This window comes from Chromobacterium piscinae, assembly GCF_021129175.1.
Taxonomy (GTDB): Bacteria; Pseudomonadota; Gammaproteobacteria; order Burkholderiales; family Chromobacteriaceae; genus Chromobacterium; species Chromobacterium piscinae.
The window spans coordinates 1-26,866 of sequence record NZ_JAJOHV010000054.1; the positions used below are offsets into that span (position 1 = coordinate 1).

Consider the following 26,866-nt stretch of genomic DNA (forward strand, 5'->3'; position numbering starts at 1 on the left):
CGCCCAGGTGGCGGAGCTGGCCCGCGCCGGCATGGCGGTCGGCATCGCCGGCCTGTTCCTGGAGGCCCATCCGAATCCGGCCGAAGCCAAATGCGACGGCCCCAGCGCGCTGCCGCTGGCGCAACTGGAGCCCTTCCTGGCCCAGCTCAAGGCCATCGACGACCTAGTCAAGTCCTTCGCGCCTCTGCAGATCGACTAATCCCGGCCGCCGCCGCGCGCCTCGCTGCGGCGGACCTGGCCGTCCTACTCAAGCGCTCAGGCTGTGGAACAGCTCGTCTTCCTGGGCGAAATGCAGCCTGAGCACCGCTTCCAGGCCGTAAAGCGCCTGCTGGATGTCCTGGATCCCCAGCTCCGACGGCGAGTCCCTATGCTGAGCGAACAAGCGCGCCAGCCTGTGAATGCCGCGGAAGATTTCCTGGTGGCTGCGGCTCAGCGCCGCTAAGGGATCGTCGCCGCCCAATAGCGGTGAGACTTCGGGGTACAACGCGCGCTCATCGGCCTGCTCATGCGGCAATAGCTCAAGCTGCAGCCAAGCGTCTAGCTCATCCATCGCGACGCATCTTGACTCGGCTGCCATCGATGGCAGCGATCTGGCCAAGTCCGACAGCTTGGCCAGCAAGGGTTGGAGCAGCCTGTGCTCCGAGCGCAAGGCGCTCAGCTTCGCCTCCGGCAAAGTCTTGCCCTGCCCCCGCAAAGGGCGGACGCCTAGCGCGCGCAAGGCGTTGGCGATGGCCGCAACATCGATTAGCTCCTGCAACAAGGCCCCCTCCAGCGGCGGCAGATAGCCGGCCGCAGCCAACAGCATAGCCAGCAGCGACAGGCCCATGCCCAAAGCCGCGCTTTGCGCGGCCAACCGCAGCGCGGCAGCCGCCACCATTTTGGCCTCGGCCAATTTATCCAGCCGGTCGGCCAGCAGCACGATGTCGGCGCTTTCCGCCGCCGCGGCCGAGCCGCGCGCCCCCATCGCCACGCCGACCCCGGCAGCCGCCAAGGCCGGCGCATCGTTGACGCCGTCCCCCACCATCACGCTACGCTGCCGCTCGCGCGACGCCTGGACGACTCGCTCCAACTTGTCCGCCGGCGACAACTCAGCATGCACTTCATCCACGCCTATGCCGCCGCCTATGGACTCAGCCACCTCGCGCCGGTCTCCTGTCAGCATGACCATGCGACGCACGCCGGCTCGGCGCAGCAGCCTCAAGGCGCGCGGCGTTTCCAGCCGCAGCTGGTCGGATAGCTCCAGCACGCCCTCCAGCCGTCCATCCACGGCGACGAAGACCGCGGAAGCGCCCTCCGTGGCCATCCGTTTCTCCTCCTCGAGCAGCCACGGCTCCGCCGCCGCGTGGAGCAAGACATATTGCGCGGTGCCGATCGCCACGCGCCGCCCCTCCACCACGCCGCAGATGCCGGCGCCTGGTTTTTCCTCAACCTGTTCCGGCAAAGGCAGCGGGCCGCTGCCGCGCTCATGCGCCGCTCTCAAGATGGCTGTGGCCAACACATGGCAGGACATCTGGTCCAGCGCGGCGGCTAGGCGCAGCAAGGCTCCCGCTTCGCGCGCGCCATAGACTCGAATGTCGGACAACGCCGCCTGGCCGCCAGTCAAGGTGCCGGTCTTGTCGAAAAACAGCACATCGGCCGCAGCCAGCGCTTCCAGCGCATGGCCTCCCTTGACCAGCACGCCGCGCCCGGCGCAATTGGAAATGCCAGACATCAAGGCGACTGGCACCGCCAGCAACAATGGACAGGGCGTGGCCACCACCAGAACCGCCAAGGCTCGGGCCGGATCGCTGCTCGCCCACCAGGCCAACGCCGCGAGCACCAAGGCCACGGGAATGAATCCCAAAGCGTAACGGTCGGCCAGCCGCGATGCCGGAGCCTTGCTGGAAGCAGCCTGCCCCACCAGCTTGACGATGCCGTTAAAAGTGCTGTCCTCGGCTCGGCGGGCCGCGATCATGCGCAGGCTGTCGCCGGCATTGATGGCGCCGCTGCGCAACCACCCGCCAGCCTGCAACCGGACCGGCAAGGACTCGCCAGTCAGCGGCGATTCGTCCAGCGCCGCCTCCTCGCCCACCAGCGGGCCATCGACCGGCACCATCTCCCCTTGCATGACCAGCAGCACGTCCCCAGGACGAATTTCCTCTATCGCGACCGTGCTCAGCGCCTCGCCGTCCAAGCGGTGCGCCAGACGCGGCGCGCGCTGCAGCAAGGCCGCCATTTCACGCGCGGCCTTGCCGGCGGCGAAAGTGTCCAGCAGACGCCCGGTCGCGGCCATCGCCGCGACGACGGCCGCTGTCGCTTGCTCTTCCAGCGCAATGGCGACCGCGATAGAGAGCACGGCGAGCACATCCACTCCGATCTGCCGCCGTTTCAAGGCCCCCGCGGCGTCAAACAACAGCACGCCCAGCATGGGCAGCGCGGACGACAGCAGCAGCGGAGATACATCTCCCCCGCCGCCCCATGCCTGGCGGATCAGCGCAAGCAGCAAAGCCGCGGCGGGGATGGCCAACAAAGCCACATTCCACGACAGATTCCGACTAGACATCGCAACACCCTCATGCCAGACCGGCCCCTGTTCGGAATGTACACCACGGCGACTGCTCGCGAGCGTTCCGCAATCAGCGCGGCGCGCAAAGCCGGCATCTGCGCACGCGGCCGCGCGAACAAGCCCCAGACTCCTCAGCCGGCCCCACCCCGGCTCAAGCATTATCAGCCCAGAGCCGGGGTCGCCGAAGATTAGCGCCTAAGGCAGCGGTATGCTTCCGTCCGATAGGGAAAGGCGACCTCGTCCCGGCCGCGCAGATCAGGATGCGTGTAGATCAAACGGCGCAACGCTTCGGCGAAGAGCCGTTTTTCATCGTCCGGCAAGGCGGCGATGAAGCTGACCGACAGAAAACGATCGACGATCACGCGTTCCGGCGGGCCGACATGGCTGTGCGAAAACATGGTCAAGGCCGGCGCGGCAAAGTAGCGGACGGCTTCGAACGGCCTGCGCCATGCGCCGGAATGAAACCGCGGCGTATCGCCCTCGTACGGAGCCAGCAATTCGCTGATTCGCGCCACCCAGTCGCAGGACTCGTCGCGCACATTCCAGATCAGCCCCAGGCTCCCTCCCGGCTTCAGCACCCGGTGGATTTCCCGCAGCGCATCTTCATTGGCGAACCAGTGGAAAGCCTGCGCGCACGCGACGGCGTCCATCGACGCGTCAGGCAGCGGAATCTCCCCCGCAGTGCCTTTCAACGCCCGCAGCCCCGGCAAACGCATCTGCAACTGAGCTCGCATCTCATCCACCGGTTCCACCGCCGCCACCTCGCCGGCCACCGTCGCCAACAAACGGGTGAACTTGCCGGTGCCCGCGCCCAGATCCAACACCGCCGAATCTAGCCTCAGGCCCAATTCGCGCTTCAGCCAGTCGGCCAGTTCCGGCGCGTATTCCGGCCGGCCGCGCTCATAAGCCTGAGCCTCCTTGGCAAAACCTGCTTTAGCCTGTCCATGCAATGTATCCATATTCCTCCGCCGCTTTACAGCGACCCGTGAAATTACTTTAACAAGAACAGTATTGATACGTATTTTTAAGCCAACCCTCACTGCCTAATATGGACCAGGGCGGCTCCATACCCTGCCGACGACACTCGCCTGGCTCGCACTCACATCGTCCATCCGGCGATCCGAAGACTCATCCTTGCCGCCCCCACCTTCCTAAACACTCCCGGAGGGCATATGACCACTGCCACCGAAACCCAGACCGCCATCGCGGAAGCGACGGCCACCAAGAGCTATGCCTGGACGCTGACCGCGTTCCAGCAACACGGCAATCTCTGGCTCAGATGGAGCAGCACCGCGCCGTTCCGCGCCCAACAAGGCCAAATCCACGTTTACGAGGGAACCAGTTTCCCGTCCAACCCGCAGGACAAAACCAAGAAATGGACCTGGGACGATGCCCAGAACACGCCATGGGACACCGGCCTGCCCTGGGGCTCCAACTGGTATTGCGCCTACATCGCGGAACGCCCGCCCAACGGTCCTTACGCCTACGTGGTGCAGGTCATCACGCCGCAGGAAAAGTAAGCTAGCCATAAACGACAAGCGGAAGCCCCTAGCTTCCGCTTTTTACACCCATCTTTTCGTATCGCCCGCATAAGTAACCTATCATGGCTGTTTCCAACATGCGCTATAAAAGACCAAATTGAAAAACTTGCTCAACCCCATCCTCCCATTTTTGCTCGCGATGACTCTTAACAGTCTCCCCACTCATGCTGCACCTCCTCAATACTCTAGCACCATGGCGCAACTGGATGCCATTATGCGCGAAGCTGCAGAACAATTCGCCTCCACGCCGGAGATAGCTCGCAAGCAAGCGCAGTGCTTGCAATTGCCGACAGAAGTCGACAGCCATATCCCAGGATGCCCGCTACAGTTCATGGACTCCTACAGTATCAGTAGCATCCCTGTCGGCAGGCTTCTCCCAGGCAAACGCGGCAGCATCCTGAGCATATTAGACAAAAAAAATGGCATCGCCGAATTCGGTATTTTTTATCCCGATGGTCAGGCACGCTTGGATAAAGTCGTCATTCGGACCGGACAAAGCGCGCAATACACCGTCCGTGACGATCAGGGGCGCAAGCTGGTCAGCTATAGCATTGGAAACAGCTTATTTAATGGCCGCTGGCAACAATGGGATGAAAACGGCAGAAAAGTTGCCGACGGCAATTATCAGAATGATCTGGAAAACGGCCGTTGGCGCAATTGGAATGAGAGCGGAGAGCTAGTTCAGGATGCAACCTATCGCGGAGGAGTGGAGATCTCAGGTTGGAAGATCCTGGCGAATTACCAACAGAAGTTCGTCTGGAAAATGGTTCCGGCCGGTCGTCAACAGGAGATATACCAACAGGACAAGGAAGGCCGCTACTGGTTGAAGCGGCGGGAAATCGTCGGAGACAAGCCTGACACTCGGCTCTCCCAGCAAGGCGAGATCACCACCTGGCATCCGAATGGACAAATGGCCAGCCATTATTACAGCCAAAATGGAAAATGGCACGGCCCTTACGAAACTTGGTACGAAAATGGCAAGAAACAAGAACTCTGCCATTACATAGATGGAGACAAAAACGGCAAGTCGGAGCAATGGTATGAAAACGGCCAAATGAGCGCATCGGATGATTATCGGAATGGCAAGCAGCAGGGGCCATCGCTGACCTGGCATCAGAATGGCCAGAAACGCTGGGAGGTCAGCTACCAGAATGGCAAGAGAGAGGGCCTATATCAGTTCTGGAACGATCGCGGCTTCCTTGTCAGCCGGGTCATTTATCAGGCCGGCAATATGGAAGGATGGGAAAAAGTATGGTTCAAACCGGGCCAGCTCAAATCGGAAACTATGTACAAGAACGGCAAGAAACATGGCCGGGAACGGATCTGGCAGGATAACGGCCAGCTCTGGGCCGACACCCAATATGTCGACGGCCAAGCCGAAGGACTAGCTGTCAACTACCGTGAAAACGGGCAGAAAAAGAGCGAATACACCTTCGCGCATGGCATCGAAAACGGACCCGCCCGCTTCTGGGACGAGCAAGGCAAGCTCTATAGGGAAACCATTTACCGGAATGGGATTTCGGGCGACAGCCAGCTATAGCGGCAAACGAGGCGCATACGCCTCTCGTCATCAAACCGCCGCCCCAGCCTGCAACTCTCTCAGATAGGGTTTGACCTTGGCGGCCGTTACTTTCTGCAGCTTGCACAGCAAGGCGTGGTCGATGTCCGGCAGGTGAAATTGCTGCCGCAGCGTATCGCTCAGCAGCGCCATCAAGTGGGCCGCCATTTCGGCGTCGGCCATCGCGCGGTGGGCGCGGCCGGTATCCGGCAGGCTGGCCCAGCGCGCCAGCGTGCCCAGCTTGTGGTCCGGCGCCTGCGGCAGCAGGCGGCGCGACAGCATCAAGGTGCAGGCGAAGTCCTGGCGGCGGACTAGACCCAGCAAACCCAGTTCATAGTCCCAGAACTTGCGGTCGAAGCTGGCGTTGTGCGCGGCCAGCGGCGCATCGCCGACAAAACGGGCCGCGTCGCGCATCACCTGATCCGCCGGCGGCGCGCTTTTCAGCATCGCGTTGCTGATGCCGGTCAGCCGCTCTATCATCGGCGGCACCCAGACGCCGGCGTTCATCAGGCTCTGGAAACGGTCCACCACGCGGCCGTCTTCCACCATCGCCACGCCGATCTCGGTGGCGCGGCAGTCGCCGCCCGGCGATGCGCCGTTGGTTTCGAAGTCGATGACGGCGACGCGCTGCCTCATGCCAGAGCGGCCTTTGCCGCCTCTTCCGGCGTCAGACCGTCGAAGAACTGGTCGGTATACCATTCGGCCTGCTCTTCGATGTGTTCCTGAGCCTCGGCCTCGGTCGCGCCTGCGGCGACCAGATGGGTTTCCACTTCGGCGCACCAGGCCAGCAGCGCCAGCGTTTCCTCGTCCAGTTTTTCCTGCGGCTTCTTCGACATCGGGATTTCCTTGCGATTCAATACATTATCGAGCCGGGCATTGTACCCGGCTTTGGCCTGCGCGCAAGCGCGGGTTTAGTCATCCACCCGGCCACGCAAGGACTTGATCGCCGCCCGCTGCGACTTGCCGGCCAGCCTGCGCTGCTTCGAGCCATAGGTCGGCTTGGTGGCGCGGCGCGTTTTCGGCGTATGCCCGGCGGCATCGATCAGCGCCTGGAGCCGCTCGATCGCATCGGCGCGGTTTTGCTCCTGGGTACGGTATTGCTGCGCCTTGATCACCAACACCCCATCCTTGCTAAGACGTTGATCGTTCAAGCCCAACAGCCTTTCGCGCAGCCATTCCGGGAGAGACGAGGCGGCGATGTCGAAACGCAAGTGGACGGCGGACGAGACCTTGTTGACGTTCTGGCCGCCGGCGCCTTGGGCGCGCATCGCGGTGAACGTCATCTCGTCCTCTTTGACCAGATACAGGGATGGCGGCATGGCGGAAACAATCATTGCTAAACACCCATTATAAACCGCGCGGACCCGATGGCTCGCGCGGTTATCGCTCAACCCTCCGCCTACCGGCAAAAGACAAAACCCGCCGCGCCGGACAGGCCGGCGGGCGGGTCTCGACCAAGCCTAACCTGTCACGACTTCAGATTTTTCACCAGCCCGTCGCACACCGGTTTCTGCGCGTCGTCGGCCGGCAGCTTCCCGCACACGCCGTCCAGCTGGCCCGCCAGGCGGCCGACGGCCTCCGCGTGCCTGCCATCCTGATTCCAGGCTTTGAGCTTCCCGGCCACCTTCTCCAGAGAACGGCGGCTGCGTTCGTAGAACGCGCTGCCCGACTTGCCGGCATCGATGAACACCTCGCTCGCCGCGGTCTCGATCCGGACCGTATCCTGCGGCGCCAGTTCCACCGCGTTGCTGACGTAGCTGGCGCCCCATTGCAGCCGGGTGGCCTGCCCTTCCGACGCCTGATAGGCCTTCTGGTACCAATCCAGCGCCGCCGCCTTGTCACCGCGCTCCTTGGCGTTGGAGGCCAGGATCAGCATGTGGTAATACGGCGCGTGCGAAGTTTTCAGCTCTCCCTTCAGCAATTTGTCCGACTCGTCCAGCAGGCCCGCGTCGGCCAGCAGCTCGCCGGCGGCGGTGATCACCGCCTGGCGCTGATAGGGGTTAGCGCTGGCCTTGTCCGCGTCCGCCGCCTTGGCTTTCACATCGGCCACCAAACCGGCCGGCAACGCCTGCTTGGGGTGCTGCTGTTTGTACAGGGACAGCAGCGTGGATGTCGCGCCCAGCCTGTCGCTCCAGGACAGGGTCGAGTCGGCCTCCAGCTTTTTCAGCTGGACATCAAAGGCTTGGCGCAGCGCAGCGTCGTCGCCCAGCAGCTTCAGCGCGTCGCTGGCGGAGTAGATGACGATGTCGGCGTTGGCGCGGCTCAGCGCGTCATCGCCCAATACCTTCAACAGCCGGTTGCGCGCCTGGTTCCGGTCGAAAGCCAGAGGCTCCTTCTCACCCGCCAGCGCGGCTAGCGCCTTCAGTTGCAAGCGGGTCGCGACAAAAGCCGGTTCGGACGGCACTCTCTCAGCCAGTTTTTCCAGCGTGGCGGGAACGTCTTTCTCCGGCAGCAACTGGCCGCGGTCCACATCCCAGGCGTAGTCGGCCAGCAGTTGCCAGTCGGCAGCAGCCAATTTGTTGCCGGCCAAGGCGTCGGACAATAGCGCTTTCACCGGTTTCACCGCCGTCAAGCCCAGCTGCAGCGTGCGCAGGTAACGCTCCGGATCCACCTCGCCCGGCAGGCGGGTAATCTCCGCGCCGTCCGGGCGGAACAGAATCATGGTCGGATAGCCTCGCACCTTGAATTTCTCGCCCAGCTGCTGCGCGTTCTCGCTATCGCCGTCCAGGTACACCGGCACGAACTGGCGGGTGGCAGCAATGAAGTCCGGCCGGTTGAAGATGGTGGACTTCACCTGATTGCACGGCGGGCACCACACCGCGCCCCAATACAGGAACACCGGCTTGTTCTCCGCCTGCGCGCGCGCGAACGCCGCCGGCACGTCGCCCTGCTGCCAGCCGATGCCAGGCGGCAAGGCATGGCCGTCGCTGACGTCTGCATGCGCGATCGGCATCAAACCAGCCAGCGCCAACGCCATCACCACCAAAGTTCGCTTCATGTCTCTGCCTCTTTCTGTCTTTGTATGCGTGGGGCCATGCTACACCCAATATTCTAAGAGCATAAAGACAGACTGGCGATTTGCTTAGCAGCGGAGCAGCAAAAGACGCCAACAATGCCAATGACGCTCGAATGGCGACTCGCCTATCATCGATAGCCATGAGCCGCCGGCCCCTCCGCCGCGGCTATCGCTGAGCGGCAGCGTCCACTACTTCCACATCGAGCATGCCGACGGCCGCGTGCTGCAAATGCCCGCCATGCCCTTTCCCTACTTCAGCGTCTTGCTCAGCGGCGACAGCTGCGCGGAGCGCGGGGGTAAACGCATGGCGTCCCCGCGCAGCTTCGCCGTCGGCGCGCTGTCGCGCCCGGTCAGCCTGCGCATTTCCGCCGGAGCCGTTTTCGCCAGCGCGCAGCTGCGGCTCAGCCAGCTACAAACACTGTTCGGCATTGCCAACCATGAATTGACCGACCAGAGCTGGCCGCTGGGCGCGCTCATCGGCCGCGCGGAGGAAGAGGCGCTGTTCGACAGCCTGCATCCCGGATACGGCGCTTAGCAATGGACAGACCCGCTGTCTGACTGAATCATGCGCAGGCTGGCGCGGCGCCCCCAGAGAGGACTCGACCACTGGCGGCAGCCGTCCGTCTCATTGTTTCTCGACTCCCGGCTGCTGGCAGAACCATCCAGCCTGAGCATGCGCCAGTTCGAACGCCGCTTTCGCCCGCTACGGCCAGCCATTGCGCGACATGTCGCTTTCCCCACAGTCATAAACGGCCTGCTTCGCCGCGCCCAAAACGGCAGCTACGTGCCTAGCCGCCCGCCGACCTCGTAAGCGCTGCGGTACCGCCCGACAAGCGATCTGCCAGGTGAAATCAGTCCTCGCGCAGCTCAAAATCGTGGCTGATGTCGGCGGTCTTGGCCAGCATGATGGACGCGGAGCAGTATTTCTCCGCCGACAGCTTGATCGCCCGCTCCACCGCGTCCGGCTTCAAATCGCGCCCCACTACCACGAAGTGGAAATGGATGCGGGTGAACACCTTGGGATCGACGTCGGCGCGGTCGGCCTGGATTTCCACCCAGCAGTCGCGCACGTCCTGACGGGATTTTTTCAAGATAGTGATCACGTCATAGCTGGTGCAGCCGGCGGTGCCCAGCAGCACCAGCTCCATCGGCCTCGGTCCCAGGTTGCGGCCGCCGCCCTCCGGCGCGCCGTCCATCACCACCGCGTGGCCGCTGCCGGTCTCGCCCATGAAACACACGCCGTCCACCCATTTCAGCCTCGCCTGCATCGTCCCGCTCCCCTATTTGATCAAAAATGTCCATCAGACTAACACTGCCGATTTGGGCGGACAAAGATTCACCGGTAGAATAGAAAGATTGTCCCGTTATATTCCGAGCTGCACCCATGCTGGTACTTGGCATTGAATCCTCCTGCGACGAAACCGGAGTCGCGCTGTACGACACCCAACAAGGCCTGTTGGCCCATCAGCTGCACACTCAGATGGCGATGCACGCCGAGTACGGCGGCGTGGTGCCCGAGCTGGCTAGTCGCGACCATATCCGCCGCGCAATCCCGCTGACCGAAGCCTGCCTGGCCGAGGCCGGCAAGACGCTGGCCGATCTGGACGCCGTCGCCTACACCCAGGGCCCCGGCCTGGGCGGCGCGCTGATGGTGGGCGCCAGCATGGCCAACGCGCTGGCCTTCGGCCTGAATATTCCCGTCATCCCGGTACACCACCTGGAAGGCCATCTGCTGTCGCCGCTGCTGGCCGATCCCAAGCCGGAATTCCCCTTCCTGGCGCTGCTGGTTTCCGGCGGACACACCCAGTTGATGGCGGTGCGCGGCGTCGGCGACTATGAAATCCTCGGCGAAACAGTGGACGACGCCGCCGGCGAAGCCTTCGACAAGACCGCAAAACTGCTGGGCCTGCCCTATCCCGGCGGCCCGCTGCTATCCAAGCTGGCGGAGTCCGGCAGTCCGGACCGCTTCACCCTGCCGCGGCCCATGCTGCACTCCGGCAACCTGGACATGAGCTTCTCCGGCCTGAAGACCGCGGTGCTGACACTGGTGCGCCAGCAAGAGTCCGCCCAGGGCGAGCTGGACGAACAAACGCGGATGGACATCTGCCGCGCCTTTCAGGAAGCCATAGTCGAGGTGCTGGTGAGGAAATCGCTGGCCGCGATGAAACAAGCCGGCATGAAGCGGCTGGTGGTAGCCGGCGGCGTCGGCGCCAACAAACAGCTGCGCGCCGCGCTGGACGAAGCCGCCGCCCGCAAGCGTTTCGAGGTGTTCTACCCGCCTTTGGCGCTGTGCACCGACAACGGCGCAATGATCGCCTTCGCCGGCGCGATGCGCGTCAAATTCGCCGAGCCGGCAGGCGGCTTCACCATCAAGCCGCGCTGGGACTTGTCCAGCCTGCCGGCGGTTTAAACCGAACTCATACGCCGCCCGCGCAAACGGGCGGCCAGAAGAATATGATCCAACTGAAGAACCTCAGCCTGCGCCGCGGCCTGAAAGAGCTGCTGATCGGCGCCAACCTGACGCTGAACCCCGGCTACAAGGCCGGCCTGACCGGCGCCAACGGCGTGGGCAAGTCCAGCCTGTTCGCGATGCTGCTGGGCGAATTGCACGCCGACGGCGGCGACATGCTGCTGCCGCCCAACTGGACCGTCGCCCACGTGGCGCAGGAAACGCCGGCGCTGGAGCGCAGCGCGCTCGACTACGTGCTGGACGGCGACAAGGAGCTGCGCGCGCTGGAAGCCCAACTGGCCATCGCGGAAGACAAGCACGACGGCAACGCCATCGGCCATCTTCACGGCGAACTGGCCCATATCGACGCCTACTCCGCTCCGTCCCGCGCCGGCAAGCTGTTGACCGGCCTGGGCTTCGACGAAGCCGGCCAGCAGCGTCCGGTGGCCAGCTTCTCCGGCGGCTGGCGCATGCGCCTCAACCTGGCCCAAGCGCTGATGTGCCGCTCCGACCTGCTGCTGCTTGACGAGCCGACCAACCACCTGGACCTGGAAACGGTGCTGTGGCTGGAAGACTGGCTGAAGGCCTACCCAGGCACGCTGCTGGTGATCTCGCACGACCGCGACTTTCTGGACGCCATCTGCAGCCACACTGTCGAGGTGGCCAACCAGACGCTGACGCTGTACACCGGCAACTACAGCCAGTTCGAAGTGATGCGCGCAGAGAAACTGGCGCGCCAGCAGGGCGAGTATGAAAAGCAGCAGCGCCAGATCGCACATCTGGAATCGTTCATCACCCGCTTCAAGGCCAAGGCCAGCAAAGCGCGCCAAGCGCAGAGCCGGGTCAAGGCGCTGGAAAAGCTGGAGCGGATCGCCCCGGCCCATTCCGCCTCGCCGTTCGATTTCCATTTCGACAGCCCCGAGCACCTGCCCAACCCGCTCTTGAAGCTGGACAAGGCCGACGCCGGCTATGGCGACAAGACCATCCTGTCCGGCATCAGCCTGTCGGTGGAAGCCGGCGCGCGCATCGGCCTGTTGGGCGTCAACGGCGCCGGCAAATCGACGCTGGTCAAGCTGCTGTCCGGCGACCTCGCGCCGCAGACCGGCGAGCGCGTCAACGCGCAGATGCTGAAGATAGGCTATTTCGCCCAACACACGCTGGAAACGCTGCGGCCGGACGAGTCGCCGCTGCAGCATATGCAACGCCTGGCCCCGACCACCCGCGAGCTGGAGTTGCGCAGCTTCCTAGGCGGTTTCAACTTCCGCGGCGACGCCGCCACCGACCCGGTGGGCCCGATGTCCGGCGGCGAAAAAGCCCGCCTGGCGCTGGCGATGATAGTCTGGCAAAAGCCCAATCTGCTGCTGCTGGACGAACCGACCAACCACCTGGACCTGGAAATGCGCCACGCGCTGACGCTTGCGCTGCAGGACTTCACCGGCGCGCTGATCGTGGTATCCCACGACCGCAGCCTGCTGGAGTCCACCACCGACGTATTCTGGCTGGTGAGCGGCGGCAAGGTTCAGCCCTTCGACGGCGACCTGGAAGACTACCGCCAGTGGCGCCTTGCCCAGCTGGCGGAAAACGGCAAACCATCCGAAGGCGACGCCCAGGGCGTCAACCGCAAGGAGCAGAAACGGCAAGAGGCCGAAGCGCGCCAACAGCTGGCCAAACAGCGCAAACCCTTGCAGAGCCGCCTATCCAAGCTGGAGCAGGAGATGGACAAGCTGTCGCAGGAAAAGAGCCAGCTGGAGACTTTCCTGTCATCCAGTGACGCCTATGACGACGCCAACAAGCAGAAACTGGCCGACAGCGTGCGGCGCCAGGGCGAAGTCGCGGGGCGGCTGGAAGTCGTCGAAGAGGAATGGATGGAAGTGCAGGAACAACTGGAAGCGCTGGCTCAGGCCGACTAGCGCCGCTTGCGACGGATCATGGCGGCGAGAGAAATTACTTGTAATCTCCGCCGCCGTCTTCTTACGCTAAGAAGAGGCGGGGTTCCCCGCGAACCGGAACGCGCCATGCCGCATGCGCTCACGCACAAGCTTCTGCTGGCCAGCCTGCTGCTGGCCGCGCCCCGCGTTTTTCCGGCAGAACCCATCCGCCTCGCCACCCATCTTCAGCCACCTCTCTCTTTCACTCGCGACAACGGCCAGGCGGACGGCCTGGCGGTGCAGGTCGTCGATTGCGCGCTGAAAAAGATGCAGCGCCCCTACACCTTGGACTTCGTGCCCTGGCCCCGCGCGCAATGGCAGGTCCAGCATCTGCAATCCGATGGCTTCTTCGCCGCCACGCAATCCGAAGAGCGGGACCGTTACGCGACGCTGTCCGCCCCGCTGATTCCTTACGAGCGGCGCTGGTATCTACTGAAAGCCAACCCGCTGTCGCCTTCCAGCCCCGAATTCAAACGCCAAGCGCGCATCGCCGCCTTCAGCGGCTCCAATATGGATATCTGGCTGCGCGACCACGGCTATCGCCTGAGCGCCACCCCAGGCAATAGCGAGCAACTGCTGCGCATGCTGCAATCCCGCAGGGTGGACGCCGTGCTGGGCAACAGCTACGCGGTGGACGCGCTGATCGCCCGCCTGGGACTTCAGACAGAGCTGCGCAGCGAGTTGGCCGAAGCGCTGCCGATGGGCCTCTACTTCGGCAAATCCTTCCTCGCCCGCGAAGGACCTCAATTCCTTCCCCAGTTCAACAACGCGCTGCAAAACTGCCGCCCCAAATGAAAATGCCGCCCGAAGGCGGCATTCGATATGCCTAGGCGCAAGCCGCTCAAACGGCGGCAGGCTCCCTCATCAACAACGTGACCAGACCGGCGATCTTGCGCTTCAGCTCGCGGCGGTCCACCACCATGTCCACCGCGCCCTTGTCCAGCAGGAACTCCGCGCGCTGAAAACCTTCCGGCAGGGTTTCCCGCACGGTCTGCTCGATCACTCGGGCGCCGGCGAAGCCGATGCGGGCCTTGGGCTCAGCCATCACAACATCGCCCAGGAAGGCGAAGGATGCTGACACCCCGCCCATAGTCGGATCGGTCAGCACAGAAATGAAGGGCAGCTTGTGTTCGGTCAGCAATTGCAGCGCGGCGCTGGTCTTGGCCATCTGCATCAGCGAGTTCAGGCCCTCCTGCATCCGCGCGCCGCCGGACGCCGACACGCAGATGAACGGCGCCTTGGCCTCCACCGCGGCTTGCACGCCGCGCACGAAGCGCTCTCCGACCACCGAGCCCATCGAACCGCCGATGAACTTGAATTCGAACGCGGCAACCACCGCTGGCAGCGAATGGATGCTGCCCTGCATCACCACCAGCGCGTCATCCTCGCCAGTGTCGCTCTTGGCGGCGGTAAGGCGGTCTGGGTACTTCTTGCTATCCTTGAACTTCAGGATGTCCACCGGCCGCACTTCTTCGCCCACCTCGCGCCGCCCCTCTTCATCCAGCAGAAGGTTCAGGCGCTGGCGCGCCGTCAACGGATGATGATGGCTGCACTTCGGGCAGACTTGGAGGTTGTTTTCCAGATCTGTGTAATACAGTACCGCTTCACATTCCGGGCATTTGCTCCAAAGCCCCTCTGGTACCGCCGAAGGCTTGTCTGCGCGGTTTTCGCGCTTGATCTTCGGCGGGAGGAGCTTGTTCAACCAGCTCATGCTGACTCCTTGAATCTGAGTGTCCGGATATCTCCGGCCACATTGCGACGGGGGCGATGCGCCCCCGTCTGTGTTCTAGCGGATGGCAGCCTTTAATTCGGCTACCAGACGAGTTAACTGCTCTTTGGCAGCTTCGGGTGTCGCCGCCTCAATTTCCTGCACCAGCCTGCTGCCCACCACCACCGCGTCAGCGGCGGCGGCGATGGCCTTGGCAGTCGCGGCGTCGCGAATCCCGAAGCCCACGCCTATCGGCAGCGGCAATTGTTGTCTGAGGGCAGCAATTTTACGCGCTACATCCTCAATGTCCAGATGTCCGGCGCCAGTCACGCCTTTCAGCGACACATAATAGACGTATCCGCGGGCCAGTTTGGCGATTTCCGCCACCCGCGACGGCGGGGTGGTCGGCGCCACCAGAAACACCGTGTCCAGGCCCTGGGCATCCAGCGCGGATTGAAGCTCGGCGGCCTCTTCCGGGGGACAATCCACCGTCAGCGCGCCATCCACGCCGGCCGCCTTGGCCCGCGCGGCAAATTCGGTATAGCCCATCGCGCACAGCGGATTCAGGTAGCCCATCAACACCACCGGCGTCGTTGCGTTGTCGCGACGGAATTCGGCCACCATCTCCAGCACGTGGCGCAAACCCACCTTGTGCTTGAGCGCGCGCTCGGACGCGCGCTGGATCACCGGGCCGTCGGCCATCGGGTCGGAAAACGGCACGCCCAGCTCGATGATGTCGGCGCCGCCCTCCACCAGACCATGCATCAGCGACACGGTCAGGCCGGGATGCGGATCGCCCGCGGTGATGAACGGGATCAGGGCTTTCTTGCCCGCGAGCTCGGCAAAACAGTTGGCAATGCGTGACATTCTCGCCCCCTTCACAGCGTGATGCCGGCCAGGCCGGCAACGGTATTGATGTCCTTGTCGCCGCGGCCGGACAGATTGACCAGAATCACCTGGTCCTTGCCCATGGTCGGCGCGACTTTGGCGGCCCAGGCCAGCGCGTGGCTGGATTCCAGCGCCGGGATGATGCCTTCCAGATGACAGCAATCGTGGAAGGCGCGCAACGCCTCGTCGTCCTCGATCGACACATACTCGGCGCGACCGATGTCTTTCAGGTGGCAATGCTCCGGCCCCACGCCCGGATAGTCCAGCCCGGCCGAAACCGAATGGGTCTCGATGATCTGGCCGTCCGCATCCTGCATCAGGTAGCTCTTGGAGCCGTGCAGCACGCCCACCGGCGCGCCGGAGGAGATCGGCGCGGCGTGCTTGCCGCTGGAAACGCCGTGGCCGCCCGCCTCCACGCCCACCATGCGGACGCCCGGCACGTCGATATAGGGATGGAACATGCCGATCGCATTGGAGCCGCCGCCCACGCAAGCCACCACCACGTCGGGCTGGCGGCCTATCGCTTCCGGCATCTGGATCTTGGATTCCGCGCCGATCACCGATACGAAATCGCGAACCAGCATAGGATACGGATGCGGGCCGGCGGCGGTGCCGAGAATGTAGAAGGTAGAGTCGACATTCGTCACCCAGTCGCGCATCGCTTCGTTCAGCGCGTCCTTGAGCGTCTTGGAGCCGGACTCCACCGGCACCACGGTGGCGCCCAGGAGCTTCATGCGGAATACATTGGGCGACTGGCGCTTGACGTCCTCCGCGCCCATGTACACCACGCACTCCATGCCGTAGCGGGCGGCGACGGTGGCGGTGGCCACGCCATGCTGGCCGGCGCCGGTTTCGGCGATCACGCGCTTCTTGCCCATGCGGCGGGCCAACAGCGCCTGGCCGATGGCGTTGTTGATCTTGTGGGCGCCGGTGTGGTTCAGGTCTTCGCGCTTGAACCAGATCTGCGCGCCGCCCAGCTGCTCGGACCAGCGCTTGGCGTGGTAAACCGGGCTGGGGCGGCCGACATAGTGCTTGAGCTCATGATGAAACTCTTGCCAGAACGTCGGATCGGCCTTCACGCGGGCGTATTCTTCTTTCAGCTGATCCAGCGCCACCATCAAGGTTTCGGCGACGTAGACGCCGCCGTAAGGGCCGAAATGGCCCTGCGCATCCGGAAAATCATACCGATCCATGTCTTGCTCCTGATATGAAGGCCGCCATTCTGGCGGCGGATTTGATTCCCTTGGACGCCTCCACTCCGCTGGAGACATCCACCGCGGCCGGCTTCACCCGGCGCACGGCTTCGATAATGTTCTGTTCGTCCAGCCCCCCGGACAGGATCAACGGCAAGGGCAGATTGTCCGGCAACAGGGTCCAATCGAACGTGGCGCCCGTGCCGCCGTGCGCGCCTTCGACGAAAGCGTCGGTCAGCAAGCCCCGCGCATCGGGATAACAGCGCGCCCATTCCAGCAGGTCCACGCCCGGCTTCACCCTCACCGCCTTCAGGTAGGGTCGATGGAAAGCGCGGCAGAACTCAGCGCTCTCCTCGCCGTGGAACTGCAACACGTCGATCGCGCAACCGGCCAGCACCCGCTCCACCCATTCGCGCTCGGGATTGACGAACAAGGCCACCACGCTGACGAAGGGCGGCAGCGCGGCGATCACCGCGCGCGCCTGCTCAATCGACACATTGCGCGGGCTCTTGTCGTAAAACACCAGTCCGACGGCGTCCGCTCCCAGGCGGGCCGCCTCGGCGCCGTCCTCCGGCCGGGTGATGCCGCAAATCTTGACTCTGACCACGATGTCCTGTGCCCCGCTCGATAAGGGTTGTACTTCAGCGCAGCCTGAGCCGCGCCGCCTCGCAGCGGGACGGCAGCGCGAACGCGTCCGGATAACCCACGCCGGTCAGATACAAGCCGTCCGGCATGAAAGTGGGCGGCGCGCTGGTGCGGTCCCGCGCCGCCAGCAAAGCCTGCATGTCGTCAGGGCTCAACGCCCCTTTGCCTACGTACAGCAGCGCGCCGACGATGTTGCGCACCATGTGGTGCAGGAAGGCATCGGCGTTCAAATCGAAGCGCAGCAGGCCGTCGGATTCGACGATATCCAATTGCTGCAGATTCTTGACCGGCGACTTCGCCTGGCACTCCGACGCGCGGAAACTGGAAAAATCATGCCGCCCCAGCAGCCGGGCCGCCGCCTCGCGCATCGCCGCCACATCCAGCGCCTGGTGATACCAGCCCACCTTGCCCGCCAGCAGGCAGGAACGGACCGGATGAGTCAGCAGGAAATAGCTGTAGCTGCGGGAAAACGCGGAGAAGCGGGCATGGAATTCGTCGCCGACTTCGCGCGCCCACACCACTGCCACCTCGGGCGGCAACAGCGCGTTGACGCCTCTTACCCAGGCATTGAGCGGACGCGTCGCATCGGTATCGAAATGAACTACCTGCATCGCGGCATGCACGCCGGCATCGGTGCGGCCGGCGGCGTGGGTGGCCACTTCGCGGTTGCCGGCGATCTGCCCCAATGCCTGATTCAGCCTGTCCTGTACCGTATTGCCGTGCGGCTGGGTCTGCCAGCCGGCGAACGCCCGACCGTCATACTCTATGCCGAGCGCGATTCTCATACCCACTCATCCATTCATTGCCACGCTCCAGTCGACCAAAGCCTCGCCCAGAGCGATAAAGCACCCACTTTATCCTATCCTGCCCGGTTTGCGCCACACGCGTCGCCTCAATACAAAAACAAATGGCACCGGCCGAAACCGGTGCCATTGGCCACTCCCGCCCACGCACTTAGCGGCCGTGCTGGGCCTCGCGCATCAACAGCTCGGCGGTTTCCTTGTCGCCCATTTCCATATAGAGCTTGGCCAACTCCATTTTCTCGACATCCTCGGTTCCCTCGATCGGCGCCTCCATTGCCTGCGGCGGAGCGGAAGGCGCTTTCGCGGCGACAGGCGCGGCTGCCGGAGCCTCGGGAGGAGGAGCCACTATCGCGGGGCGCGGCTCAGGCGCCGCGGCCTTGGGCTCAGCAATCTGCGGCTCCGCGCCGGGTTCCCGTGCGAACAAGGGGTGATCGGGCAGTTGGGCGCGGCCCAGCTCGCTGACCCGCTGCCACATGGTACTGTCCTTGCTGAACATGCTCTGGGCGGCGGTAGCCTCCTCGATGAACACGGCTTTGTCAGGCTGGGCCGCCAGCACTTCCAGCAACTTGTAGCGCAGATCCTGCCGCAAGGGCTCTTTCGCCAGGCCCTCCCGCAGAATCAGCAAAGCCTGGTCGTCCCGCCCATAAGCCAGATAGACCTCAGCCTCGGCCATCACGTCGACGGAGCCCAGATCTATGCCCTCATCGCTCTTCAACGAACTCATCAGCGAGGTCAGCGGCTTCAACTGCATCTTGGCGGATTCGGCGTCATTGCCTGCGCCGCCACCAGCGTCCTGGCCAGCGGCGGCGGCGCGGCGGCGGCGGATCAGCAGCAGCGCCACCAGTCCCAGCGCGGCGGCCGCGCCGCCCAGCTTGATTTGCACATCCCTGTCGTTCAACGCCGACATCGCGCCTGCCGCCGCGCCGCGCGCCGGCGGAGACGGAGGAGCGGCCTCCCGCCGGATAACCGGTTCGGGCCTGCTCTCGGGAGACTGAAGCAGTTCCGGCGGCCCATGCAAAGCCGGAACCTCCGGCTTGACTGCCGGCGACTCCGGCGGCTCTTCCTTCCTCGCCGCCTGCGCCTCAGGCTTGTTGGCGGGTGGTTTGGGCGGGGCAGGCGTGGGTTTGGCGGACACGCCCCCCTCCTGCTTGCTGGCCGCCACAACGCCCGCGGATGCAGCAGAGGGCTTGCTCTTGGCTTGCTGAAGCGAACGGATCTTGTCTTCCAGCGCCTTGGCTCTTTGCTCGGTCTGCTTCAGCGCCTGTTCCTGCTTCATCAGCATGTCGCGCATGCGGCGCTCGGCCGCCAGCGCCTGCGGCGATGATGCCGTTTGAGCGGCAGGCTTCGACTCCGGAACGGGCTTCGCCGCCGGCTTGGTTTCCGGCTGGGCCGCCGCCTTGGCCGGGCGGGACTTCGCCAGATCGGCCTGATGCCCTTCCGCCAGCAGTTTGGCCATGCTGCCCGACTTGGCGGTGTCCTTCGCCTCCTCCGGCTTGCCCGCGCCCTTCGCCGCTTCCGGCATCGTCCAGCCGCTCGGATAATGCAGCTCCGCGCCCGCCAGCAGGCGATTGGCGTCGCCGTCGACGAAGGCCTCGGGATTATCCCGCAACAGCCGCCCGGCCACATCCTCGCCGCGCGCCTGGCCGCTCATCTTCATGGCGATCCCCGACAAGGTATCGCCTCTTTTCACCTGGTAGATCTTGCCGCCAGACGTCGACTCAGCGCCGGCAAGCCTTGCCTCCGGCTTTGCGACAGCCGCTCCGCCCTTGGCCGCGGCGCCATCCAGCGCCAGGCTGTAAGTCTTTTGCGCCCGGATAGTGCCGGCGATCACCTCAACCCGGAACGATAGTCTCGGCTGGGTGATCGGCAGAGATGAGGACAGCCGCAGCATGCGGTGCCCGCTGGGTGAACGGTCCAGTTGATGAGAGATGGACGCCACTTGCGACAGCTGCTCCTTCATCGCCACACCCTGCGCGGCATCCGGCAGAATCGCTACCCGAAATTGCTCCGACTTGTCGAAAGCGCCGCCCAGCAAGGGCAGCTCTGCGATCAGCGGCTCGCCCAGACGGGAGCTGACGCGGATATCGCCCAAGCCCGCTCCATCCAGCCTGGAACCCTGGTCCGGCGTCGCGGCATGGCGCTTGTCGTCGTCTCCGCCGGCTGGCACCGGCGCCTTGCGGCGCGGCCCGTCGCGCTTGTAATCCACCTCGAACTCGCGGACCAAGCTGCCCGCAGGCCATCGCACCTCAACCGCGAAGCGCAGCAAGGGTTCGCCGAAGCTCGCCGGGCCCTTGACCTGCACTTTGCTGATGCGGCCATCGCTGCTGCGCACCAGATTGAAATGCAAAACCGGCGCGGAACCGCTGTAAGGGGACAGCAGCGGATAATTGTTGCGATCGGCCAGATTCACCTGCGCCAGATCTTCGATATCCTCATTGACGACCGGTATTTCAGCGGCGAACGACTCTCCATCCGCCGAAAGCACGCGTATCGGCCCTAATCCCGCATGCGCCGCATAAATGCTTCCCATGCCTGCCAGCAGCAGCGCCAAGCCTGTCTTGCGAAAATTTGCAGCCATCGTTGATGTTCCCAATCTTCTTGCGTGCATGATACAACCCGCCCCAACGGAAAAATACCCGCCTTCGCCCCAAAGGCCCTTAATCCATCAAGGCAGCCGGCATTTTGCAAAAACGCATAATTAAACCTTATAGCACTTTCGCCTGACAATCCCATGCGAAACGCAATACTGAATTGATGGCATCCCAATTCCTCCGCAGCGCCGCTCCGCCAACCATCAGACCGATGAATCCTCATCCCCGCGCATGAGAATCGCCCGACGCTCAAAAGGGGATTTGCCTTTCCATCCTGCTGCGTTTTCGGCTGTGCGTTTAGCGCCCGCGATGGCCAAACGCCAGACGCCCTACCCCGCGGAAATGGAAAATCGGCGTTCTGTCGCGAAAACATGCGCCCTACTGAAAACCCACGCAAGGCTCGGAGAAAGCCCAAACATGAAAAAACCGCCTGAGCGCACGGCTGCAGGCGGTTTTCTTGCCGGAGGGCGGCAATCGCTCAGGAACTGATCTTGTCGAGCAAGGCCTGAGCTTCGTCCTTGAGCGGCCCCTGGGCCTCGTTCAGCAAATCCTGCAGCACCTCGCGCGCGCCCTCGCGGTCGCCCATGTCCAGATAAACCTTGGCCAAGTCCAGCTTAGTGGCCAGAGGATCATCCATCACCGACACACCCTCCGCCTCTGCCGGAGCGGTCTGAGCCGGCTGCGCCTCCTCGGCAACTTGCGACTCCTCCGCCAGCATGTCTTCGTACAAGGACTCCAGCCCCTCGGCGCCAGGCGCCTCCGCCGGCTTGGCTTCCGCCACAGATGCCCCATCCAGATTGAAGTCGAAGTCCAGCATATTGGCCTCCGGCTCCGGTGCCTTAGACTCACCCGCTGCGGGCTCCGCCGTCAGCATGGCGTCCAGATCGAAATCCAGCGCGCTGGCTTCCGGCTCCGGCGCGGCCTCGCCGCCTGCCGGGGCATCAAACAGCGCCGCCAACGGATCTGCCTCTTCCGCGGCCGCCGCCGGCAATGCCGGTTCGGACGGCGCCGGAGCGGGTGCCGCTTCGATGGCCGCGGGAGCCTCTTCGCCGAACAACTCTTGATCCAGATCGATCACCTCGCCGCCAGCGGCCACCGGCGCGGACTCCGGCTCGCCGGCACCCGCCTGATACAGGGCGTTGCCCGGATCGATGGCCCTGCCCAAAGCCGCCGCCTTGGCCCACAGCGCGCCCTTGCCGTCGAAGGCGGCATGCATTTCCTTGGCCAAGCGCTCGAAACCAGCGACATCCGGCCTGGCGGCGTACACTTCCATCAGCTTCATCCGCACCTCATGGCGCGACGGATCCTTCTGCAGGGCATCCTTGAGAATTTCCTCAGCCTGCTGATCGCGGCCGTAGGCGATGTAAACCTCGGCCTCCGCCACTGGATCGACTTCCGCCGCATCGATGGCGCCGGCAGCCTGGGTGAAGTTGCTCATGAAAGAGTTGCTGCCGCCTGCGGCGTTGGCGTCATGCCCGGCTACCGTGCTGCGGCCCAGCGCGGCGCTGCCGGCGTTCTCGTCAGCAGCTTTGCGCCGCCTGGCGATCATGACGCCAAGCAACCCCAGCAAGCCCACGCCGGCGACTCCGCCTCCGATCAGCGGCAGATACCCCAGCACCCTGCTCATCAGCGATGGCGCAGGCGGCGGCGCAGGATGCGCGACCGCGGGCTTGGGATGGGGCTTCTCCACCGGTTTCGGCTCCGGCTTAGGCGCGCTGGCAGCAACAGCCTCATGCGGAACGCTTGCGGCCATCGGCGCGCTGGACGGCGCCGGCGCGGCGGCAGGCACGACGGGCTCCAGCTTGGCGCCCGGCGCCTGCAGGCTGCTCTGCAACGCTTTCAACTGCTGCTCCAGCGCCGCGATGCGGGTGGTGGCGTCCTGCAACGCCTTTTCCCGGGAGCTGATCTGTTGCTGCAAATCATTGAGCCTGGCGCTGTCCGAGCCATCCCCCGGCGCCAGTTTCAACACGTCGCCTCCCTTGCCCGCCGGCACGGCTGCCTGGCCTCCGGCTGACGAGGCCTGCGCAGCCGGAGCGGGCTCGCCCAGGATGCCGGCCACCTTGCTAGCCGACAAAGCGCGCATCTTGCGCGCGGACGGCACTTGCAGCGTCGAGCCCGGCTTGGGATGGCTGACGTCGCCATCGGCGAAAGCATCCGGATTGGCCTGAACCAAGGCGGCCATGGCCTGCCGCAACGACGCGCCCTTGGGCTTGACCTTTGCCGCCAAGGAGCGCAGCGTGGCGCCCTGACGCACCGTCAGCTCGCGCGGCGCGGCGGGAGCAAGCTTCGCCGGCGCAGCCTGGCGATAACGGCTGGCCTGATCGCTGTCCGCATAGCTGGGCACGTCCTGGACAATGTTTTGCGCGACGTAGTTGGCGGGATCGAGCAACACCGTATATTCGCGGACCGAGCGGCCGGACGGCGCCTTAGCCTCGACCACGAAGCGCAGATAGGGATCGTTTATGGGCTGGGTGGAGCTGACGCGTATCATCGCGCCGCGCGTATTGGGACTCAGCGCGAAGCGCAGGGAGGACAAGGAGCTGGCGTAATCGACATTCAAGGCCTGAAAGGTTTCGATGCCCGCCAACCCTACTCTGACGGCGTCCAGCTCCGTCGGCTGCACGCCGGTCATCTCGATGTCGGCCTTCAATAGCTCGCCCAGATTGGAGCGAACATGTATCTTCCCCAAACCGGCCCAGGCGCACGCGGAGTACGCCAGGGCGGTCAATAGCACGCCAAGCTTGAGTTTTCCCTGATTTCTCACTGTCTACCTTCCGGCACTGTCGCATTATCAGATGTTATCGGCATTCATCCCTTCGGGATGAGTGTGCAACTGTTGCAATCTTAGGCCCTGGCACGTCGTTTAGCCAGATTTCACAACCGATGCCAGCTTGGCATGCCGTGCGCGTCGTTTACATCAAGGCGCTTTGCCCAGCCAGGATTTCAGCGACGCGCACGCAATGCAGCGCCGCGCCGGCCTTGACGTTGTCGGCCGACACCCACAAGCCCAGCGTCTTGCCGTGCTTGCGCAGGCGGCTGACCCACACCATCTCGTTGCCGGTGGCCTCCATCGGCGTCACGTAGCCGCCATGCTGGTCGCTGCCGACCACCTGCAATCCTGCCGCCTTGAGGCGTTTGCGCGCTTGTTCGAGGTCAAACTCTTCATGCAATTCGACTTGAATCGCCCAGGAATGGCCAAAGAACACCGGCACGCGCGCGCAGGTGACTTCCAGTTGTTCCGGCTTCAGCTTCAACAGGCGAGCGGTTTCGTCGCGAACCGAGCGCTCTTCTTCCGAATCGCCGCTGTCGTCCACATCGCCGATCTGCGGCAACACGTTGAAGGCGATGCGCTTGGCGTAGACGCTGACTTCCGCGTCGCGATGCGAGAACAGCGCGGTGGTTTGCTCCGCCATCTCTTCCATCGCCTTCTGGCCGCTGCCGGATACTGCCTGGTAGGTGGCCACGGTCACGCGGGCGATGCCCAGCGGCGCGAGCGGCGCCAGCGCCAGCGCCAGCGGCGTCACCGTGCAATTAGGCACGGCCACCAGCGGCGCGCGGCCCAGTTCCTCCAGCTCGGAGGCATTGATGGCCGGCGCCACCAGCGGCACGCCGGCGTCGCCGCGGAAAGCGGAGCTGAAATCCACCACCGCCGCGCCGGCATCGCGCGCTTGCGGGACATACTGGCGCGAGATGTCGCCGCCGGCGGCGAAGATGGCCAGGCCGACGTTCTCGAAGTTGAACTCGTCCACCACGTGCACGTCCAGCTCCAGATTGCCCAGCGACACGGTGCTGCCATCCTGCTCGGCGCTATCCACGGCGAACACTCGCGCGGCCGGGAAGCTGCGCTCGGCCAGCAATTCCAGCACGGCTTGGCCCACCAGGCTGGTGGCGCCCACGACGGCGATCTGCAGAGAAGTCGACATAATGTTGTTCCTATCGTTACCGCCGGCGGCGTCTCGCCCGCCGGCATTGCAATGCGAAAAGGGCACCGAGGTGCCCTTGAATTCTGTTGCGGCCGGCAAAGCCGGCCCAGGCTCGCGCCTATTCTACCCGTCAGCGCTCGATCAGGATACGCAGCATGCGGCGCAGCGGCTCGGCCGCGCCCCACAGCAGTTGGTCGCCGATCACGAAGGCGGACAAATACTCGCCGCCCATATTCATCTTGCGCACGCGGCCGACGCCCACTTCCAGGCCGCCGGTAATCGCAGCCGGCGTCAGTTCCTTGACCGAAATCTCGCGGTCGTTAGGCACCCACTTCACCCAGTCGTTGCCGGACTTGATGATGGATTCGATCTCGGACAGCGGCAGATCCTTCTTCAGCTTCACGGTCAGCGCCAGGCTGTGGCAGCGCATCGCGCCGATCCGCACGCACAGACCGTCCACCGGCACCACGCTGGAGGTGCCGAGAATCTTGTTGACCTCGGCCTGGCCCTTCCACTCTTCCTTGGACTGGCCGTTGTCCAGTTGCTTGTCGATCCACGGAATCAAGCCGCCGGCCAGCGGCGCGCCGAAGTACTCAGTCGGCACGTCCTCGCGGATGGCCTTGGCCACTTTGCGGTCGATCTCCAGAATGGCGGACGACGGCGTGGCCAGCTCTTCGGCCACGGTGGAGTGGATCGCGCCCATGCCCTTCAGCAGCTCGCGCATGTGGTTGGCGCCGCCGCCGGAAGCCGCCTGGTAGGTCATCGAGGACACCCAGTCGACCAAGCCTTCGCGGAACAGGCCGTTCATGCCCATCAGCATGATGGAGTTGGTGCAGTTGCCGCCGATGTAATCCTTGACGCCGTTGGCCACGCCCTTGTCGATCAGCTCGCGGTTGACCGGGTCCAGCACGATGATGGAGTCTGCCTGCATACGCAGCGTGGAGGCCGCGTCGATCCAGTAGCCTTTCCAACCGGCGGCGCGCAGCTTGCCGTACACCTCGGTGGTGTAATCGCCGCCCTGGCAGGTGACGATCACGTCCATCGCCTTCAGCTCGTCGATGTCGCCGGCGTCTTTCAGCGGCGGCACGTCGCGGCCGATGTCCGGCGCCTTGCCGCCGACGTTGGAGGTGGTGAAGAACACCGGTTCCGCGATCACCGCGAAATCGTTTTCCTCGCGCATGCGCTGCATCAGCACGGAACCGACCATGCCGCGCCAGCCTACAAAGCCTACTCTCACTGGAAATCTCCCGAGTCTGTCCTAAGTCCGAATCGTGACCGCCGCGCGGCTGACGCCGGCGCGGCGGTTAAATTTTTGTTACCCCATTGTGCAGCGCGCCACGATGGCAGGCAATGGGGTAAATCGTTTTTATTGTGAAGTTCCGCAGAACAAATGATTAAGCCGCGATGAACGGCTTGCCAGCAGGCATTGAGACCGGCGCCAAAGGATGCCGGAAGCGCCCGGCAGGCACCACCATCGGCCAGAGGACCAAGGCTTGGGCGGCATTACGCCCAGGACTTGGGCAATGCCGCGCCATGCCTGGCTCAACCCCCGCTTGACCGAGCAGCGGGCCATACGACAAGCACGGCATCAGGGGAAACCGTCAGCCGCGCTTTAAGAGTGGCTAACAAAACTCTGTGTTACGGCTGAGGCAAGGCGCGCCGACACAGGCAGTAGTTGAGTACGACAAGTCGGCGCAACGCCGCATCAGGAATTTTGTTAGCCACTCTTAGCGGTAAAACCTGCGCTTGCGGGTAAAGCAGGCCGCCAAGCCTTGCCATATCAAATAGCCGGCGGCGACCACTGCGCTAGCGACGATCAGCAGGCTACCGCCGGCGATCAGCGCGAAGGGCTCGCGCAGCACGCCGCCCGCGTCGACATGGGAACCAATCAAACCGGCCGCGCCCAAGCAGGCCAAACCGGCGGCCGCCATCAGCGCGACGATGATCAGCAAGGATTTCAAAGAACAGGACATAGTTCCAGACCTAAGTAGCGGATAAGTTCTCAGTCCAGGTTTTCCACTCCGAGTTCCATGCTTGGGGCCATGCTAGGCTCACAATGAACCTTCACAATTCTACTC

The 26,866-nt window shown here is 64.0% G+C and carries 23 protein-coding genes and 1 pseudogene; 7 read left to right on the top strand and 17 right to left on the bottom strand.

Annotation, left to right across the window (positions count from 1 at the left end; genetic code table 11):
- Positions 1–199: pseudogene (locus LQR33_RS14020) on the top strand (3-deoxy-8-phosphooctulonate synthase); the annotation flags it as partial.
- 48 nt (positions 200–247) lie between these two features.
- On the opposite strand, the gene LQR33_RS14025 reads toward LQR33_RS14020, so the two are convergent.
- Together LQR33_RS14025 and LQR33_RS14030 are read right to left on the bottom strand one after the other, a co-directional pair.
- Positions 248–2,542, bottom strand: a complete 2,295-nt coding sequence (locus tag LQR33_RS14025) for a heavy metal translocating P-type ATPase (protein WP_231469436.1) — start codon at positions 2,540–2,542, stop codon at positions 248–250.
- Positions 2,543–2,733: 191 nt separating this feature from the next.
- Complete coding sequence (locus tag LQR33_RS14030) at positions 2,734–3,504, bottom strand: class I SAM-dependent methyltransferase (protein WP_166440692.1); 771 nt, start codon at positions 3,502–3,504, stop codon at positions 2,734–2,736.
- A gap of 213 nt (positions 3,505–3,717) precedes the next feature.
- On the opposite strand from LQR33_RS14030, the gene LQR33_RS14035 reads away from it, so the two are divergent.
- A complete protein-coding gene (locus tag LQR33_RS14035) occupies positions 3,718–4,065 on the top strand; it encodes a hypothetical protein (protein ID WP_166440693.1) in 348 nt (115 codons plus the stop codon).
- A 118-nt stretch (positions 4,066–4,183) separates the two neighbouring features.
- Positions 4,184–5,626: a toxin-antitoxin system YwqK family antitoxin gene (locus LQR33_RS14040; RefSeq protein WP_231469438.1), complete on the top strand. Its 1,443-nt coding sequence runs from the start codon at positions 4,184–4,186 to the stop codon at positions 5,624–5,626.
- 30 nt (positions 5,627–5,656) lie between these two features.
- On the opposite strand, the gene LQR33_RS14045 is transcribed toward LQR33_RS14040, so the two are convergent.
- From LQR33_RS14045 to LQR33_RS14060, 4 genes are all read right to left on the bottom strand, one after another.
- On the bottom strand, positions 5,657–6,280 hold the full coding sequence (locus LQR33_RS14045) for a 3'-5' exonuclease (RefSeq protein ID WP_166440695.1): 624 nt from the start codon (positions 6,278–6,280) through the stop codon (positions 5,657–5,659).
- The gene (locus LQR33_RS14050) at positions 6,277–6,480 is read right to left on the bottom strand and encodes a hypothetical protein (protein ID WP_021476013.1); all 204 of its coding nucleotides are present in this window, start codon (positions 6,478–6,480) and stop codon (positions 6,277–6,279) included. Before LQR33_RS14050 ends, LQR33_RS14045 begins: the two co-directional genes overlap by 4 nt.
- Positions 6,481–6,555: 75 nt before the next feature.
- Positions 6,556–6,963 carry an alternative ribosome rescue aminoacyl-tRNA hydrolase ArfB gene (arfB, locus tag LQR33_RS14055; RefSeq protein ID WP_166440696.1) on the bottom strand — a complete coding sequence of 136 codons (408 nt, stop codon included), beginning with the start codon at positions 6,961–6,963 and terminating at the stop codon, positions 6,556–6,558.
- A 149-nt stretch (positions 6,964–7,112) separates the two neighbouring features.
- A complete protein-coding gene (locus tag LQR33_RS14060; RefSeq protein ID WP_166440697.1) occupies positions 7,113–8,642 on the bottom strand; it encodes a thioredoxin family protein in 1,530 nt (509 codons plus the stop codon).
- Between the two features lie 256 nt (positions 8,643–8,898).
- On the opposite strand from LQR33_RS14060, the gene LQR33_RS14065 reads away from it, so the two are divergent.
- Complete coding sequence (locus LQR33_RS14065; protein WP_231469441.1) at positions 8,899–9,195, top strand: hypothetical protein; 297 nt, start codon at positions 8,899–8,901, stop codon at positions 9,193–9,195.
- 316 nt (positions 9,196–9,511) lie between these two features.
- Here LQR33_RS14065 and LQR33_RS14070 read toward each other — a convergent pair whose 3' ends face one another.
- Positions 9,512–9,928, bottom strand: coding sequence for an OsmC family protein (locus LQR33_RS14070; protein WP_166440699.1), 417 nt, complete (start codon positions 9,926–9,928; stop codon positions 9,512–9,514).
- A 116-nt stretch (positions 9,929–10,044) separates the two neighbouring features.
- On the opposite strand from LQR33_RS14070, the gene tsaD reads away from it, so the two are divergent.
- The 3 genes from tsaD to LQR33_RS14085 all read left to right on the top strand — a co-directional run bounded on the left by tsaD (position 10,045) and on the right by LQR33_RS14085 (position 13,832).
- The gene (gene tsaD, locus LQR33_RS14075) at positions 10,045–11,070 is read left to right on the top strand and encodes a tRNA (adenosine(37)-N6)-threonylcarbamoyltransferase complex transferase subunit TsaD (RefSeq protein ID WP_221664121.1); all 1,026 of its coding nucleotides are present in this window, start codon (positions 10,045–10,047) and stop codon (positions 11,068–11,070) included.
- Positions 11,071–11,114: 44 nt separating this feature from the next.
- Complete coding sequence (locus LQR33_RS14080) at positions 11,115–13,019, top strand: ATP-binding cassette domain-containing protein (protein WP_231177821.1); 1,905 nt, start codon at positions 11,115–11,117, stop codon at positions 13,017–13,019.
- 105 nt (positions 13,020–13,124) lie between these two features.
- A complete protein-coding gene (locus tag LQR33_RS14085) occupies positions 13,125–13,832 on the top strand; it encodes a substrate-binding periplasmic protein (protein ID WP_166440702.1) in 708 nt (235 codons plus the stop codon).
- 46 nt (positions 13,833–13,878) lie between these two features.
- Here the strand turns inward: LQR33_RS14085 and accD are convergent, their stop codons facing one another.
- From accD to LQR33_RS14135, 10 genes are all read right to left on the bottom strand, one after another.
- A complete protein-coding gene (gene accD, locus LQR33_RS14090) occupies positions 13,879–14,748 on the bottom strand; it encodes an acetyl-CoA carboxylase, carboxyltransferase subunit beta (RefSeq protein ID WP_166440703.1) in 870 nt (289 codons plus the stop codon).
- A 75-nt stretch (positions 14,749–14,823) separates the two neighbouring features.
- Positions 14,824–15,612 (bottom strand): tryptophan synthase subunit alpha, encoded by a 789-nt coding sequence (gene trpA / locus LQR33_RS14095; RefSeq protein WP_166440704.1) that lies wholly within the window; start codon positions 15,610–15,612, stop codon positions 14,824–14,826.
- 11 nt (positions 15,613–15,623) lie between these two features.
- Positions 15,624–16,826, bottom strand: a complete 1,203-nt coding sequence (trpB, locus tag LQR33_RS14100) for a tryptophan synthase subunit beta (RefSeq protein ID WP_231469444.1) — start codon at positions 16,824–16,826, stop codon at positions 15,624–15,626.
- Entirely contained in the window at positions 16,813–17,436 is a 624-nt protein-coding gene (locus tag LQR33_RS14105; RefSeq protein ID WP_221664148.1) for a phosphoribosylanthranilate isomerase, read from the bottom strand. The genes trpB and LQR33_RS14105 overlap by 14 nt, the downstream gene beginning before the upstream one ends.
- 31 nt (positions 17,437–17,467) lie before the next feature.
- Entirely contained in the window at positions 17,468–18,256 is a 789-nt protein-coding gene (gene truA, locus LQR33_RS14110) for a tRNA pseudouridine(38-40) synthase TruA (protein ID WP_166440706.1), read from the bottom strand.
- A gap of 169 nt (positions 18,257–18,425) precedes the next feature.
- Entirely contained in the window at positions 18,426–20,852 is a 2,427-nt protein-coding gene (locus tag LQR33_RS14115) for a type IV pilus assembly protein FimV (RefSeq protein WP_231469447.1), read from the bottom strand.
- Between the two features lie 491 nt (positions 20,853–21,343).
- A complete protein-coding gene (locus LQR33_RS14120; protein WP_231469449.1) occupies positions 21,344–23,599 on the bottom strand; it encodes a FimV/HubP family polar landmark protein in 2,256 nt (751 codons plus the stop codon).
- Between the two features lie 178 nt (positions 23,600–23,777).
- A complete protein-coding gene (locus tag LQR33_RS14125) occupies positions 23,778–24,788 on the bottom strand; it encodes an aspartate-semialdehyde dehydrogenase (RefSeq protein ID WP_166440709.1) in 1,011 nt (336 codons plus the stop codon).
- Between the two features lie 130 nt (positions 24,789–24,918).
- Entirely contained in the window at positions 24,919–26,025 is a 1,107-nt protein-coding gene (gene asd / locus LQR33_RS14130) for an aspartate-semialdehyde dehydrogenase (RefSeq protein ID WP_231469452.1), read from the bottom strand.
- A 490-nt stretch (positions 26,026–26,515) separates the two neighbouring features.
- Entirely contained in the window at positions 26,516–26,761 is a 246-nt protein-coding gene (locus LQR33_RS14135; protein ID WP_166440711.1) for a DUF3955 domain-containing protein, read from the bottom strand.
- Positions 26,762–26,866: the final 105 nt, after the last annotated feature.